Annotated in this window: 13 protein-coding genes and 2 tRNA genes; 4 read left to right on the top strand and 11 right to left on the bottom strand. The window is 68.9% G+C overall.

The features are described from left to right. The first annotated feature begins 81 nt into the window (after positions 1-81). A complete protein-coding gene (locus tag ACE3QW_RS10245) occupies positions 82-633 on the top strand; it encodes a sigma-70 family RNA polymerase sigma factor (protein ID WP_024278687.1) in 552 nt (183 codons plus the stop codon). Then, positions 630-1268 carry an NrsF family protein gene (locus tag ACE3QW_RS10240; RefSeq protein ID WP_250165645.1) on the top strand — a complete coding sequence of 213 codons (639 nt, stop codon included), beginning with the start codon at positions 630-632 and terminating at the stop codon, positions 1266-1268. The genes ACE3QW_RS10245 and ACE3QW_RS10240 overlap by 4 nt, the downstream gene beginning before the upstream one ends. A 59-nt stretch (positions 1269-1327) precedes the next feature. On the opposite strand, the gene ACE3QW_RS10235 is transcribed toward ACE3QW_RS10240, so the two are convergent. Next, positions 1328-2314, bottom strand: a complete 987-nt coding sequence (locus ACE3QW_RS10235) for an alpha/beta fold hydrolase (protein WP_374251416.1) — start codon at positions 2312-2314, stop codon at positions 1328-1330. 118 nt (positions 2315-2432) lie between these two features. Further along, a complete protein-coding gene (locus ACE3QW_RS10230) occupies positions 2433-3335 on the bottom strand; it encodes an alpha/beta fold hydrolase (protein WP_374251415.1) in 903 nt (300 codons plus the stop codon). Between the two features lie 198 nt (positions 3336-3533). Between ACE3QW_RS10230 and ACE3QW_RS10225 the strand changes: the two genes are divergently transcribed. Continuing rightward, on the top strand, positions 3534-4109 hold the full coding sequence (locus tag ACE3QW_RS10225; protein ID WP_374251414.1) for an ABATE domain-containing protein: 576 nt from the start codon (positions 3534-3536) through the stop codon (positions 4107-4109). A gap of 7 nt (positions 4110-4116) precedes the next feature. Here the strand turns inward: ACE3QW_RS10225 and ACE3QW_RS10220 are convergent, their stop codons facing one another. The 7 genes from ACE3QW_RS10220 to ACE3QW_RS10190 all read right to left on the bottom strand — a co-directional run bounded on the left by ACE3QW_RS10220 (position 4117) and on the right by ACE3QW_RS10190 (position 8917). Then, a complete protein-coding gene (locus tag ACE3QW_RS10220; protein ID WP_374251413.1) occupies positions 4117-6003 on the bottom strand; it encodes a putative bifunctional diguanylate cyclase/phosphodiesterase in 1887 nt (628 codons plus the stop codon). 215 nt (positions 6004-6218) lie between these two features. Next, a tRNA-Met gene (locus ACE3QW_RS10215) sits at positions 6219-6295 on the bottom strand. A gap of 193 nt (positions 6296-6488) precedes the next feature. Next, the gene (locus ACE3QW_RS10210; RefSeq protein ID WP_250165640.1) at positions 6489-6836 is read right to left on the bottom strand and encodes an AzlD domain-containing protein; all 348 of its coding nucleotides are present in this window, start codon (positions 6834-6836) and stop codon (positions 6489-6491) included. Next, positions 6833-7570, bottom strand: coding sequence for an AzlC family ABC transporter permease (locus ACE3QW_RS10205; protein WP_245272239.1), 738 nt, complete (start codon positions 7568-7570; stop codon positions 6833-6835). The genes ACE3QW_RS10210 and ACE3QW_RS10205 overlap by 4 nt, the downstream gene beginning before the upstream one ends. Positions 7571-7730: 160 nt before the next feature. Further along, positions 7731-7815 (bottom strand) — tRNA-Leu (locus ACE3QW_RS10200). A gap of 143 nt (positions 7816-7958) precedes the next feature. After that, positions 7959-8384, bottom strand: a complete 426-nt coding sequence (locus ACE3QW_RS10195) for a DoxX family protein (protein WP_029558848.1) — start codon at positions 8382-8384, stop codon at positions 7959-7961. A 134-nt stretch (positions 8385-8518) separates the two neighbouring features. Next, a complete protein-coding gene (locus ACE3QW_RS10190) occupies positions 8519-8917 on the bottom strand; it encodes an iron-sulfur cluster assembly accessory protein (RefSeq protein ID WP_024278584.1) in 399 nt (132 codons plus the stop codon). 280 nt (positions 8918-9197) lie between these two features. Between ACE3QW_RS10190 and ACE3QW_RS10185 the strand changes: the two genes are divergently transcribed. Then, on the top strand, positions 9198-12980 hold the full coding sequence (locus ACE3QW_RS10185; protein ID WP_374251412.1) for an EAL domain-containing protein: 3783 nt from the start codon (positions 9198-9200) through the stop codon (positions 12978-12980). A 15-nt stretch (positions 12981-12995) separates the two neighbouring features. On the opposite strand, the gene ACE3QW_RS10180 is transcribed toward ACE3QW_RS10185, so the two are convergent. Together ACE3QW_RS10180 and mce are read right to left on the bottom strand one after the other, a co-directional pair. Then, entirely contained in the window at positions 12996-13265 is a 270-nt protein-coding gene (locus ACE3QW_RS10180; RefSeq protein ID WP_374251411.1) for a DUF1467 family protein, read from the bottom strand. Between the two features lie 51 nt (positions 13266-13316). Next, entirely contained in the window at positions 13317-13721 is a 405-nt protein-coding gene (mce, locus tag ACE3QW_RS10175) for a methylmalonyl-CoA epimerase (RefSeq protein ID WP_029558851.1), read from the bottom strand. Between the last annotated feature and the right edge of the window lie 53 nt (positions 13722-13774).

Genomic DNA, 13774 nt, shown 5'->3' with positions numbered 1-13774 from the left:
GCACCCTCGCATCCTCGTGATCGCGCCGCATGTAACCTTTCAGCACCGCCCCGCGAATTCGTGCTCATGAGGGGGAATTTCATGAGCCGAGAACCCGACCTGGAAGCGCTGATGCGCGCGAGCCAGTCCGGCGATGCCGAGGCGCACCGGGCGCTTCTGCAGCATGTGTCCGTGCGACTGCGCAGCTATTTCCGCAACCGCCTGCGCCGCAGCGGTGCCGGGACGGACGATGCGGAGGATCTGGTGCAGGACACCCTTCTGGTGCTGCACACCAAGCGCCATACCTATGATGGCTCCTCGCCCGTCCTCGCCTGGACCTACGGCATCGCCCGCTACAAGCTCATCGACCACCTGCGCCTCAACGCGCGGGCGCTGCGCAACGTGCAGATCGACGAGATGGACGATCTCGCCGACGTGGACAGATATGAAGCGGTGGATACATCGCGGGAACTGCACCGGGCACTGGATACGCTGCCCCGGCATTTCCGGCTCCCCATCGAATACGTGAAAATCGAGGGCCTCAGCATCGCCGAGGCCGCAGCCCGCATCGGCATGACTGATGCGGCGGTGAAAATCGGAATCCATCGCGGCATGAAGAAGCTTGCTGCCCTTTTGTCGGAGGCACGCCCATGAACACCGACGACCTCATCGATTTCCTCGCCACCCGCGTCGAGGCGGTGGACCCGGGCCGGCAGGACCGGCTGCTGACGCTCGCCATGGCCGGCTCGCTCTGCCTCGCGGCTCTCGCCTGCATCTTCGCGCTGGGGGTGCGGCCGGACCTGTTGCGGGCGATGGGCACATTCGATTTCGTGCTCAAGGTCGGCTTCCTCGCCGCGATGGTCGCCATCGCCGCGCACGGGCTGCGCCGGGCGGCGCGGGCCGGCCGGGCGAGCGGCAAGCTGCTCCGCCTCGCCCTCCTTCCGCTGGCGCTGGTGTGGTTCGCCGCGGTTATGCAGATCGTCGCCACGCCCGCGACCAGCGGCATGGCGACCATGTTCAACGACTGGTTCGTCTGCGTGCTCGCCATCCCGCTCCTGTCGGTCATTCCGCTCGTGGTGCTCACGCTGGTGCTGCGCGAGACGGCGCCGACGGACCTGCACTATTGCGGGGCGCTGCTCGGCCTCGTGGCCGGCGGCATCGGCGCGCTCGCCTATGCGTCCTTCTGCGTGAATGATGCGCCGGTCTATGTGGGCATCTGGTACGCGGCGGGCCTCGCCATCGTCACCGGCTTCGGCTGGCTGACAGGACCGCGTTTCCTCAAGTGGTGATCCTGGCCCCGGCCGCTGCCCGCGCGGAAAAGGCGGACAGCGGCCGGGGCATACTAAACTCAACGCGCGGCAGCCTTGCCGGGCGCTGTAGCGGGGAGCGAGCGCGCGAGGAAGTCGCGCATCAGGACGGCGATTTCGGCGCCCTTGTCTTCCAGGGCGAAGTGGCCGCTGTTCAGCAGGTGAAGCTCCGCCTTCGGCAGATCCCTGAGATAGGCCCGCGCGCCGGCGGCCGGGAAGATCTCGTCATTGGCGCCCCAGACGATCAGCGTCGGCGGCTTCTTCTCCCGGAAGAAGGCGTGGAACTGCGGGTAGAGGGCGATGTTGCTGGCATAATCCTTGAACAGATCGAGCATGATCTCGTCCACGCCGGGCCGGTCGAGCAGGGCCTGATCCACCAGCCAGGTGTCGGGATCGATGCGGGAGACGTCGGCGACCCCGTTCACATATTGCGAGCGGGTCGCCTCAGGGGTGAGGCCCGCGCGCAGCGCCTCGCGGTTGGCCTGTGAGCCGTCCGCCCAATAGGCCTTGAGCGGCGACCAGAAGGGGCTCAGACCGTCCTCATAGGCATTGCCGTTCTGCACCAACAGCGCCGTCACCCGTTCGGGGTGCTTGAGCGCCAGCCGGTAGCCCACCGGCGCGCCGTAATCCATCACGTAGAGCGCATAGCGCTCGGCCCCGAGGGTGCCCATGAGGCTGTCCACGAGATCGGCGAAGGCGGCGAACCCGTAGGTGAACTGCGCGCGGTCCGGCACGCCGCTGTGGCCGAAGCCCGGATAGTCCGGCGCGATCACATGGTAGCGGTCGGCAAGCAGCGGGATGAGGTTTCGGAACATGTGCGAGGACGAGGGAAAGCCGTGCAGCAACAGGAGCACCGGCGCATCCACCGGCCCCGCCTCGCGATAGAAGATCTCGACGCCGGCGATGCTCTTCGAGCGGTAATGGACCGTGGGCGAGAGGGCGGCCGGCACCGTCGCCGTGGCGGCGGCCGGGGGCGGCGAAGCAGCAGAGGTGGGGGTCGGCAGCGACAGGGCGACGAGGACGGCCATCGCGGCGAGCGAAATCCGTCCCGACACCGAAGTTGGGGAAAGCGTCAGGGGCACGAGGCTGGCTCCATTGGAGGGCGGCCGCGCCGGATGGTCCGGCGCGGCGCTGTCGGGAACGATGTCAGGCGACGCGGGCGAGGAAGCCGCGGATGGCGCCGGCAATCTCCGGCAGGTGGGTTTCCAGCGCAAAATGGCCGGCGTCGTAGGCATGCACCTCGGTCGCGGGCACCAGTACCTTGAACAGGTCGCGGCCCTCGGCGGTGAAGAAGGGGTCGTTGTCGCCCCACACCACCAGAATGTTGGGCTGGCGGTCCTTCAGATAGGCTTGGAAGGCGGGATAGGCGCCCACGTTGTCCTGGTAGCGATAAAGCAGTTCCAGCTGGATGCGGTCGTTGCCGGGGCGGTCGAGCAGCGCCTGGTCGTGGGTCCAGGTGTCGGGCGAGAGGCGGTCGGCGCGGGTGGACGAGCCATGCTCGTACTGGAAGCGCGTGGTCTCGGCGGCCAGGAAGCTGCGGACCGGCTTTTCCGTCTCCGCGTTGCGGTCGGTCCAGTAGGGGCCGAAGGCGGCGGCGGCATTGGCGTGGAAGCCTTCGAGGTTCGCCACCGCATTCTGCACGATGAGCCCCGTCACCCGCTCGGGATGCCGGGACGCGAGCCGGAAGCCCACCGGACCGCCGTAATCCTGCATGTAGAGCGCATAGCGACGGATGCCGAGGCCTTCGAGCAGCGCCTCAACCACGTCGGCGAGCGTGTCGAAGCTGTAGGCGAACGCCTCCGGCGCTGGCGCGCTGGACTGGCCGAAGCCGGGATAGTCGGGCGCGATCACCCGGTAGCGGTCGGCGAGCGCGGGAATGAGGTTGCGGAACATGTGCGAGGAGGAGGGAAAGCCGTGCAGCAGCACGACCACCGGCGCGTCGGCCGGGCCGGCTTCCCGGTAGAAGATGTCGAGCCCCCGGATGGCGGCACGGTGATAGGCGACCTCGGTCCCGGCGCCGGGGCGCGTGGCGGTGTTGACGGCATGCATGGGATGTCTCCACGTAACTGGCTTAATGCCACTTATGGGGTTACATGCCACAAATAACCTGTCAATATCATTTTAAATGGTTACGTCGGCGGTGTGCGCTTGTGTCCACCCGGTAATCGCCTATCTTTCCGGTTACACGCCCGCCGACGCTGCGCCGGCAGCGGGCAGGATCAGGCGGCAGACAGAGAAGAGGATCGTGTGAACACACCGCAGGAGAGCGACTTCCGCGACGGGATGCCCTTCCTCGGCAGTCGCCTGTGGATCGATCTCGTCAATTCCGCCCCCGCTGCGCTGGGGGATTTCCTGGCCACCGAGGATGGCTGGCAACGCTGGCTCAAGGCGGCGGGGCTTGATGCCCACGCCGCCCCCGCATTGCGGCCGCAGGCCCTCGCATTACGTGAGGCGCTCGCCCGCCTGTTCGAATGCCTCAGGACCGGCAGCAAGCCCAAGCCGGCCGACCTTGATTTGGTCAACGCCCTGCTGGCGGCGGGCGCACCCCAGCCGCACCTTGCGTGGCGGGGCGGCGCGCTTGTGGTGGAGGAACACCCGCCCGAAAGCGCGGGTCCCCTCCCCGCCATCGCCGCAGATTTTGCCGATTTCGCCGCCCGCCACGAGCCGGCGCGGCTCCGGCATTGCGCCAATCCCGAGTGCAGCCTCGTTTTCTACGACACCGCCCGCAACGGCACCCGGCGCTGGTGCTCCATGGCCGCCTGCGGCAACCGCAGCAAGGTGCGCAGCCACCGCTTGCGCGCTTCGGCGGTCACTGAGGGATAGGCCCCGTTCAGCAGGCTCGCGAGCCCGCGTCCCGTTCTGCCGCCCCCTGCGGCACGAAGGCTGTCGCCTGGCCAAGGCGCGCCTCGAACTCCTCCGCAGGCATCGGCCGGCCGAACAGATAGCCCTGCCCTTCCGGACAATGGCGCGCAGCGAGGTAGGCACGCTGTGCCTCGGTCTCGATACCCTCGGCGATCACATCCATGTCGAGAGCCCGCCCCATCTCGAGAATGGCAGCGATGACCGCCGCCTCGCGCGGCGCCTGCAGCATGGCCTGAACGAAGCTGCGATCGAGCTTGATGCAGCTCACCGGAAACCGGGTCAGCAGGCTGAGCGACGCATAGCCGGTGCCGAAATCGTCGAAGGCGATGTGGACACCCATCTGCCGCAGCCGCGTCAACGCGTCGATGGAGGTGGAATGGTCCGAGAGCACGATATTCTCGGTGATCTCGAGCTCCAGCGCCTCCGGCGGCAACCTGTGCCGCGCCAGCGACTCCTCCACCTCGCGGGGCAGATCGCCGGTGCGAAACTGCGAGGCGAAGAGATTGACGGCCATGCGGAAATCGGCAGCGCCCTGCTGTCGCCAGCGGGCCGCCTGGGCGCACCCCCCCTCGATGACCCAACGCCCGACCTGGGGCGCCAGCGCGCTCCCCTCCAGCGCCGGCAGAAAGGCGGCCGGAGACAGCAGGCCGCGGCTGGGATGCATCCATCGGATGAGCGCTTCCGCGCCGACCAGCGCCCCGTCCGACAGGCGCACCTGCGGCTGATAGAAAAGCACGAACTCCCCGTTCGCCACTGCCCGGTGCAGATCGATGCTGGAGAGGCGACGGTCCAGCGCATCGGTGCGCAGCGCCGGAGAATAGAGCGCGACGTTTGCCGTCGCCTGGGCCTTGGCGGCGTGGAGCGCGAGGTCGGCATCGCCGATCAGCTCCACCGGTTCCTGCGCATCACGAGGGAACAGCGCGATGCCGCAGCTTGCACTGATCCGCATGTCTTCATGCCCCATGGGGGCGAGCTCGGATATCTTGGCGAGGAGCTGGCGGGCGAAGGGCTTGGCCGCCTCGGCCGTCAGCCCGCAGACCCGCATGGCGAACTCGTCTCCGCCGATACGCGCGACGGCGGTGCCGCTCGATGCCTCGGCGACCAGAAGCTGGCCGATCGCCCTCAACACATCATCGCCCGCGGCAGGTCCGAGGATGTTGTTGATGTCCTTGAAGCCGTCCACGTCCACCATCAGCAGTCCGCAGGCCCGGCCGGTGAGAAGCGCCGCCTCGACCGCCCGGTAGAACTGGCGGCGATTGGGCAGACCGGTCAAGGCGTCGATCTGGGCGAGGTGCGCGAGGTGCTCCGGCCCCACCACCCGCTTGGGCACCGCCGTTCGGCCCGCCGACGCGGCCATGGCGAGGCGGCGGATCTCCAGCCGATCCATCACCATGTGGGCCAGATCGCTCAGGCGGACACGATCCTCGGCGCCGAAGCCGTCATAGGGCACCGTATCGAGGATGCAGAGCACGCCGATGGCGTGGCCGTCCGCCGAGAGCAGGGGTGCGCCGGCATAGAAGCGGATGTTGGTGGCGCCGGAAACCAGCGGATTGTCGTGGAAGCGCTCGTCGTGGGTCGCGTCCGGCACGACCATGGTGGCGCCCTGAAGGATGGTGTGGGCGCAGAAGGAGACCTCCCGGCGCTTGTCAACATCATCGCCGAACCCGGCGCTCGCCGCGAAGAACACGCTGTCGGTGCCGATCATGTTCACGGCCGCCATCGGCACGTTGAAGATGCGCAGGGCCATCTCGACCAACGGCGTGAGGTCGGCGACGGACCCCTCGCCGGCAAGCACATAGCTATCGAGCGCCGCGAGACGATCTTTCTCGTGCGGAGGTATTGGAGGGCACTTCATCCCTTTTCCCCCTTTCGTCAGCAGCTTAGGCCAAGCGAAATCGGGCATTCATTCGCCTCAAAGTAGCACGATGCGACCTTGAACGCGAGCAAGGGGTGTCCTGAGCCGTCTCGGGATTGATGCGTAGCCGTGTGCCTACCCGGCTCCCGCCCTCGGAGCCAAAACGCAAAAGGGCCGCCTTGCGGCGACCCTTTTGCGACCTTGAAACCAAGGTTTGGTTGCGGGGGCAGGATTTGAACCTGCGACCTTCAGGTTATGAGCCTGACGAGCTACCGGGCTGCTCCACCCCGCGTCAGAACCGAGAGTTTGCCGGCGAACCGGTGTTCGGCGAGGCGTATGTAGCAACCCCCGCCCCCGATGGAAAGGGCACGGGCGATAATTTGTGGTCCCGCCCCCCTGCCCTGTGGACGACGCACGCCTCGCAATACCACTCGTCCCGCGTCAAAGCCTTGCCCCGCAAGGTGCAGTGCGGAGGTCGCCACGCTTCAGCCGTGGAGAAAATAAGCGCCGCCCATGAGCACGATCTCGCCCACCACCACCCCGGCGAACACGGAGCGGCGCACCACGAGGAAGCCCGCCACCCCTGCGAGCACGGCCCCGAGGCGCAGCGCCAGCGGAACCTCGGCGAGGACGCCGGCCGGCGCGAACAGGAGCCGCGCGATCACCGCAGCCAGGAGGGCGGTGGCCACCGCCCGCACCCAGTGGAAGACGGCGCTGCCCTCCTCCACGCGGCGACCGGCAATGACCGCGAGGGTACGCCACACCTCCGTCGGCAGGAAGCCGAGGAGAATCACCAGCAGCAGGGCGGTGCCCTCGCTCATCGGGGCGATCATCGGCGCCGCTCCAGCAGGCGGCCGGCGATGAAGGCGAGCGTACCGCCGCCGATGCCGGAGATCATCAGATCGAGCCCGCCCCCAAGGTTCAGCGTCAGCGGCATCAGGATGAGGCCGGCGGCGAGCGCCAGCCAATCGGTGGCGGAGACGGCGTTGCGCACCATCAGCACGGTGAAAGACAGGGGCGTGAGCAGAAGCAGCCCGGCCGCGATCCAGCCCGGCACCTCGCCGGCCATGGTGTAGCCCGTCACCGTGCCGAGGCAGCTCACGCCGATCAGCGAGAGGCCGAGCCCGAGGGTGAAGGGCACGCGCGCCTCACCGGGCAGGTGCGGCAGCATGCGGAGCCCTTCGAGCCAGACCGTCATCGCGACGAAATGGGCACAGACCAGCTCCCAGAAGAGACTGCGGCGCGGCCCGCGCATGTAGGGCGCCACCGAAACCACCATGGGCAGGAGGCGCATGGAGGAGAGCCCGACGGCGAGCGCAATGGCCGGCAGCGCCGTGCCCGCCGCAAGGCCACCGATGAGGATCAGCTGCGCCGGCAGGGCCCACACGAGCAAGGTCGAGGCTATACCGGCCCCGAGGGGAAATCCCACCCCATGCAGCACCGCGCCGAAGCCCAGATAGCTCGCGAACAGCACCAGCGCGGGCACCGACACGGCCTTGCGCATGCCCTGGAGGAAATACACCGGCGGCGCATGATGCGCATGGTGAAGGGAAGGCGGGGCGTTCACGAGGGAGGATCCGGGGCGAGGGGCAGATGGGCGCACGGGTCGCCCGTAGCAGGCGAATGCCTCCAAATAGCAGCTTCGCCCGAAGCCGGGGAGTGATCCCGCCGCAGGGCGCTGGCGCCGGCCATGCGGGAACGGAACGTCTGGTGCGGGACTCTACGGCTGGTGCGGACGGCGGGACTCGAACCCGCACGCCTTGCGGCGCAAGATTTTAAGTCTCGTGCGTCTACCGGTTTCGCCACGTCCGCGGGACCGGGCGCGGGGCCCGGCGGACGTGTCTTAGAGCATGTTTCGCGGCGGGAGTGTACCTCCTGCCGCGCCGGCTTCCACCGCGGCTCGGCGCGTGCCGATGGGCGCGTGCCGTCAGGCGCGGGGTCGCGCTTCGCGCTCGTCAGGCGCGGGGTCGCGCTTCGCGCTCCAGGCGCCAGCACAGGATGGCGCCGATCATCAGGCCGCCGATCAGGCTGATGTGCTCCACCACCACGTGGAACTCGAACAGGCGCTGCTCGCCCTGCATGGTCCAGAAGGGATGGGCGATGGGAATGGTCAGCGCGGTGAACACCGCCAGCATCCCGAAGCCGAGCCAGGCCATGCGGTTGGCGATGACCATGGCCGAGCCACCGAGCAGCACGACGATGGCGAGCGGCACGAAGAACAGGGCCGGTTTCACGCCGAAGAAGTCGAACAGCGCCAGCGCCTCGCCGAAGTTGAACAGCTTGTCCAGGCCCGCGCCCCAGAAGATGAAGGTGAGCAGGGCACGGGCGACGATGCCGAATGCAGGGCTCGACAGGAGGGCGGCGATGGGACGAGGGGTCAAGATGGCACCTGTGGGCAGTTATGGCGGCGCGCGACCGCCGGCCGGAGCCGGGATCCGCGCGATGTGCCACTCTTGCCGCGGCCAAACTGAACGGCGGCTGAACCGCCCTGCCCCGTTCGGCGCCGAAGCGCCGCTCAGGACGCGTCGGCAGCCGCCGGCGTGATGGCGACGGATTCGCCGCAGCCGCAGGAGGAGGTCTGATTGGGATTGTTGAAGACGAACTGGGACGAGACCTTGTCCGTCTTGAAATCCATCTCGGTGCCGATGAGGAAGAGCACCGCCTTGGAATCCACCACGACCTTCACGCCCTTGTCCTCGACGACGGAGTCGAGCGGCGCCACGTCGGTGGTGAAATCGAGCTTGTAGGACATGCCGGCGCAACCGCCGTTCTCGATGCCCACCCGAACGGCGGTGCCCGGCTCGGCATCGGCGAGAATCTCGCGCAGGCGCTCGGCGGCGATGTCGGTGATGCGGATGACCGGCGGCGGGCTGCGCCGGGCGGGGCGCACGGGGGGTGTTTCAGCGACACTCATGGCAGACCTCCAGACCCGGCCGATTCAAGGTCGGCGGGCCAGCTTCCTACAAATGGTGGATGATCGCGGCAGGAGCAAGTCTCACGATCGAGTCTCGCGATAAGGTATCGGCGGAAGGCTCTGGCCGCCGGGCAGTGGCTTTGCCGGCATTTGGCAGGTATTTTACAACCTTATCGAAGGGAAATTCCGCGATTTCGCTTTTTCCCACCAACGGCCAAGATATAGGTCTCGAAGCGGCGGCGGCTTGACTGCCGGATCGAGGGCAGCAGGACGAGGCATCATGAGGGCGCAACCGGCCAAAGGGCGGTTCCGCGCAGCGACCGTGCTCACGGCGGTGGCAGCGCTGTGGAGCCGTGCGGCCGAAGCGCAGCCCTCCCTCGCCACCGGCGGCTTCGGTGGTGCGCCGACGCTCAAGACCACCCTCATTGCCCTCGTCGCCGCAGCCGTGATCGGCACTGCTGCGTTCATGGCGACGCTCTTCGTCGCCCGGCGCCGTGCGGCGGCCGCGACGACAGCCCGGACCACCACCGACGTGGCTCCCGCGCCGCGCAGGACCGGCACGGTCGGTGTGGCCTCCACTGTGCCGAACTCCATCGGCGCCATGCGCGCCGTGCTCCTGCTGCTGGGCCTCGGCGCCATCCTTCTCGTGGTGACGGTGCTCGTCTATCAGGCGAGCGTGCAGTCGGCGATCTCCGACACACGGCGGCTCCTCGGCACCCTTGCGGAAGTACAGGTGCGCAACCTCGCCCAGGAGCGCCAGCGGCTGGAGACGGGCGCACTGGCGCTGGGATCGAGCCGCTTCCTCGCCGACGACGTGGCCGGCTGGCACGCCGAGCCCTCTTCCGAGCGCCGCGAGCGCCTGCGCCTGCTGCTGGGCGAGAGCGCGCGCGCCTTCGGCTTCACCGGCGCCGAGCTGTGGGCCAACAACGGCGCTTTCATCTTGTCCTCCGGACCGGAGCCGGGCCGGCCCGACATGGCGGAGATGGTGCGGGAGGTCGCGGCCACTGGCCAGATGGCGGAAGCCCCGCCGCCGCGCGACACCACGCGCACAGGGGGCTTCGCCTTCCTCGTCAACGTGCCGGTACGCGGGGCCGAGCATGATCCCTGCTGCGTCCTGTTCCTGCAGTCGGCGGTGCGGCCGGAAGCCCATCCCATGCTCTCGGCCGTGTTCCGCACCGCCCGCAGCGCCGAGGCGCTGCTGGTGGCGCCGGACCCGCGTGGCGGCGTGCGCGTCACCTCGGCGGTCTCGCGCGATCAGGCCGCCCCGCTGCCACGGACCTTCGTGGCCGACCCCTATCCCTTCGCCGCCGGCACCGACAGCCCCGGCGCGACCGGTGCCGGCGCCGATCCCTCCGGCCGCGCCGTTCTGGCGGTGCGCACGCCCATCCCCGGCGACCAGTCCTCCCTCGTGCTGAAGGTGGACCGCGACGAGGTTCTGGGCGGCGCCCGCACCTCCGCCTTCTTCTCGGCGGCGCTCGCCTGCGTGCTGCTGCTGCTCGCCGTGGCGGTGGGGCGCGGCCTGCTGCAGAAATCGCGGATGCGCGAGGCGGCGCGCGAGCTTTCGGCCGCCCGCGCGGTGGGCGAGGCCGAAGCGCGCTTCCGCGCCGCCTTCGACCAGGCCGCGACCGGCATCCTCCACCTCGACCTCGACGGCACCATCCTGCGGGCCAACGGCAAGGCCTGCCGCATGCTCGGCCGGCCGGCGAGCGCGCTGATCGGCGAGCGCATGTGGCACTTGCGGGAGCCGGACCCCGCCTCCGGCGGCGCCGATGTGATCGGCCCGCTCCTCGACGGCCGGTCGGCCGAGATCGAGACGGAGGAAAGCCTCGTGCGCCCGGACGGCTCGGCCGTCTGGCTGGCCTTCACCTTCTCTCTGGTGCGCAACGCCGATGGCGCGGCAGACCACCTCCTGCTGGTGGCGCAGGACATCTCCGCCCGTCGCGCGGCCGAGGCCGCCCTGCGCGAGAGCGAGGAGCGCTTCGGCCTTGCGGTGAAGGGCTCTGACCAGGGCGTGTGGGATCTCAACATCCGCACCGGCAGCCTCTATCTCTCGCAGCGGGCACGGGAGATGCTCGGCGTCGGCGCCGACGAGGCCGTGGACATCCAGCGGCCGTGGCACGAATTGCTCCACCCGGACGACCGCCGCAAGGTGGCGGCTGCGTGGAAGGCCTTCCTGAACGGTGGGGCGCCCACGCTGGAGCTGGACATCCGCCTGCGCCGGCCGGACGGCAGCTATCACGACTTCCGCTGGCACGGCCTCGCCGCCCGCGACGCCGTCGGCGCCCTCAGCCGCGCCGTCGGCCTCCTCGCCGACATCACCCGATCGAAGCACACCGAGCGCCACCTGCGGCTCGCCGCGGCCGTGTTCGCCAATTCCTATGACGGGCTGGTGGTGACGAATCTCAAGTCCGAGGTGTCCGCCGTCAATCCGGCCTTCTCGCGCATCACCGGCTACAGCGAGGAGGAAATCCTCGGCCAGAACATGCGCCTCCTTCATTCCGGCCGGCACGACCGCGACTTCTACCGCAGCCTGTGGAACGAGCTGACCACCGCCGGCTCCTGGCAGGGCGAGATCTGGAACCGCCGCAAGAACGGCGAGATCTTCCTCCAGCAGCTCAACATCACCACGGTGTATGACGACAGCGGTGCCGCGCAGAATTTCGTCGGCGCCTTCCAGGACATCACCCAGGCCAAGCATTCCGAGTTCGAGCTGGACCGCATCGCCCACTACGACCCGCTCACCGATCTGCCGAACCGCACGCTCCTCGCCTCGCTGCTCGACCTCGCGCTGAGCCGGCCGGGATCGCGCTGCGCGGTGCTGTTCGTGGACCTCGACCGCTTCAAGACCGTCAATGACAGCCTCGGCCACATGGCCGGCGATGCCGTGCTCCAGATGGCCGCCCGGCGCATTCAGGATGAGCTGGAGGCCGGCGCCACGCTCGGGCGCCATGGCGGCGACGAGTTCGTCATCATCCTCGAAGGCATCTCCGGGCCGGAGGATGCCGCCACCCTCGCCAACCACGTCATCCAGGAGATGGGGCGCCCCTTCTCCATGCCCGGAGGCGGGGAAATCTACCTCGGCGCCAGCGTCGGCATCAGCCTGTTCCCGGAGGATGCCGAGACGCCGGCGAGCCTGCTCCAGCACGCGGATTCAGCGCTGGCAGAGGCGAAGTCCCACGGCCGCGGCGGCTACGCCTTCTACACCCAGGCGCTCACCCGCGGCGCCCGCGTGCGCATGGAGATGGAAGCGGATCTGCGGCGCGCCCTCGCCCGCGACGAGTTCATCCTGAACTTCCAGCCGGTGGTGAACCTCGCCACGGGCCGCATCACCGGCACCGAGGCGCTGGTGCGCTGGCAGAGCCCGACCCACGGCCTCGTCACCCCCAACCGCTTCATCCCGCTCGCCGAGGAGACCGGTCTCATCGAGCCTCTGGGCAATTGGGTGATGGAGGCCGCCTGCCGGCAGATGGCAGAATGGCTCGACAAGGGCGCCGACCTCGACTTCATCGCGGTGAACCTGTCGCCGCGCCAGTTCCAGCGCGGCGCCCTGTGCGAGTTCGTGGACGACGTTCTGCGCCGCACCGGCCTGCCGGCGCACAAGCTGGAGGTGGAGATCACCGAGAGCCTGCTGTTCGACGCCCGCGCGGCGGCCGAGCGCAAGCTGCGCCAGCTGAAGGACACCGGCGTGCGCATCGCCCTGGACGATTTCGGCACCGGCTATTCCTCGCTCGCCTATCTCAAGCGCTTCCCCATCTCCAAGCTGAAGATCGACCGCAGCTTCGTGCGCGACCTGCCCCGCGCCGCCGACGCGGAGATCGCCACAGCGATCATCTCCATCGCCCGCGCGCTGGGCTTCTCGGTGGTGGCGGAGGGGATCGAGGACCCGCGGCAGCACGACTTCCTGAAGGCGCGGGGCTGCGACTTCGGCCAGGGCCACCTGTTCAGCCGCGCGGTCACGGGCGACCGCCTGCTGCGCCTTGCGCTGAGCGGCCCTCTGGCGCCGGGGCCTACCCCGGGCGCGCCGCGCGGCGCGGGCGCGATCAGCAGCACCTCCCTGCACTGATGCCGGTAGGTGGGCCTATTCCGCGGTCTTGAAGGGCAGTGGAATGTCTTCCAGCGCGATGATGCCGCTGGTCATGACGTAGACGATGCCGGCGGTGACCACGAGCGCGATGAGGCTGGTGGCGATCACCTTGTAAAGCATCAGCGGCCGCACCGGCGCGCCGGGATCGGTACCCGGCGTGACGTCTGCGCTCTCGGCCTGGGAGCGCACGCCCCACGGCAGCACGGCGAACAGGCTGGTCCACCACACGATGAAATAGATGGCGACGACGGCACCGACCGACACGGCGTCTTCCTTGACTGGCGGCGCCGGGGTTCCGGCGCCGCGAGGGGGGGATCAGGCCTGCTCCAGCTCGACCAAGGTGCCGTTGAAGTCCTTCGGGTGAAGGAACAGCACCGGCTTGCCGTGGGCGCCGATCTTCGGCTCGCCGGAGCCGAGCACGCGCGCGCCCTTGGCCTTGAGCTGGTCGCGGGCGACGATGATGTCGTCCACCTCGTAGCACAGATGGTGGATGCCGCCGTCCGGATTGCGCTCCAGGAATTTGGCGATGGGCGAATCCGCGCCGAGCGGCTCCAGAAACTCGATCTTGGTGTTGGGCAGGGTCACGAATACCGTGGTCACGCCGTGCTCCACCTGGGGCACGGCGGCGGAGACCTCCGCGCCGAGCGTGTCGCGATAGAGCGCCGAGGCGGCCGCGATGTCGCGCACCGCGATCGCCACGTGGTTGAGCCGTCCGATCATGTTTCCCTCCGGTTCGTCACCGATCCATAGCGCAACGGGGCGGGCCGAGAAAC

It is taken from the genome of Xanthobacter sp., from assembly GCF_041911315.1.
Lineage (GTDB): Bacteria > Pseudomonadota > Alphaproteobacteria > Rhizobiales > Xanthobacteraceae > Xanthobacter > Xanthobacter aminoxidans.
The sequence above is the reverse complement of the archived record's forward strand: the minus strand, read 5'-3'. Positions and strand labels throughout refer to the sequence as shown.

Coding starts and splice junctions, on each gene's coding strand:
- ACE3QW_RS10240 (WP_250165645.1), top strand. CDS start 630: ATGAACACCGACGACCTCATCGATTTCCTCGCCACCCGCGTCGAGGCG.
- ACE3QW_RS10210 (WP_250165640.1), bottom strand. CDS start 6,836: ATGATCGCCCCGATGAGCGAGGGCACCGCCCTGCTGCTGGTGATTCTC.
- ACE3QW_RS10235 (WP_374251416.1), bottom strand. CDS start 2,314: ATGGCCGTCCTCGTCGCCCTGTCGCTGCCGACCCCCACCTCTGCTGCT.
- ACE3QW_RS10230 (WP_374251415.1), bottom strand. CDS start 3,335: ATGCATGCCGTCAACACCGCCACGCGCCCCGGCGCCGGGACCGAGGTC.
- ACE3QW_RS10185 (WP_374251412.1), top strand. CDS start 9,198: ATGAGGGCGCAACCGGCCAAAGGGCGGTTCCGCGCAGCGACCGTGCTC.
- ACE3QW_RS10220 (WP_374251413.1), bottom strand. CDS start 6,003: ATGAAGTGCCCTCCAATACCTCCGCACGAGAAAGATCGTCTCGCGGCG.
- mce (WP_029558851.1), bottom strand. CDS start 13,721: ATGATCGGACGGCTCAACCACGTGGCGATCGCGGTGCGCGACATCGCG.
- ACE3QW_RS10245 (WP_024278687.1), top strand. CDS start 82: ATGAGCCGAGAACCCGACCTGGAAGCGCTGATGCGCGCGAGCCAGTCC.
- ACE3QW_RS10190 (WP_024278584.1), bottom strand. CDS start 8,917: ATGAGTGTCGCTGAAACACCCCCCGTGCGCCCCGCCCGGCGCAGCCCG.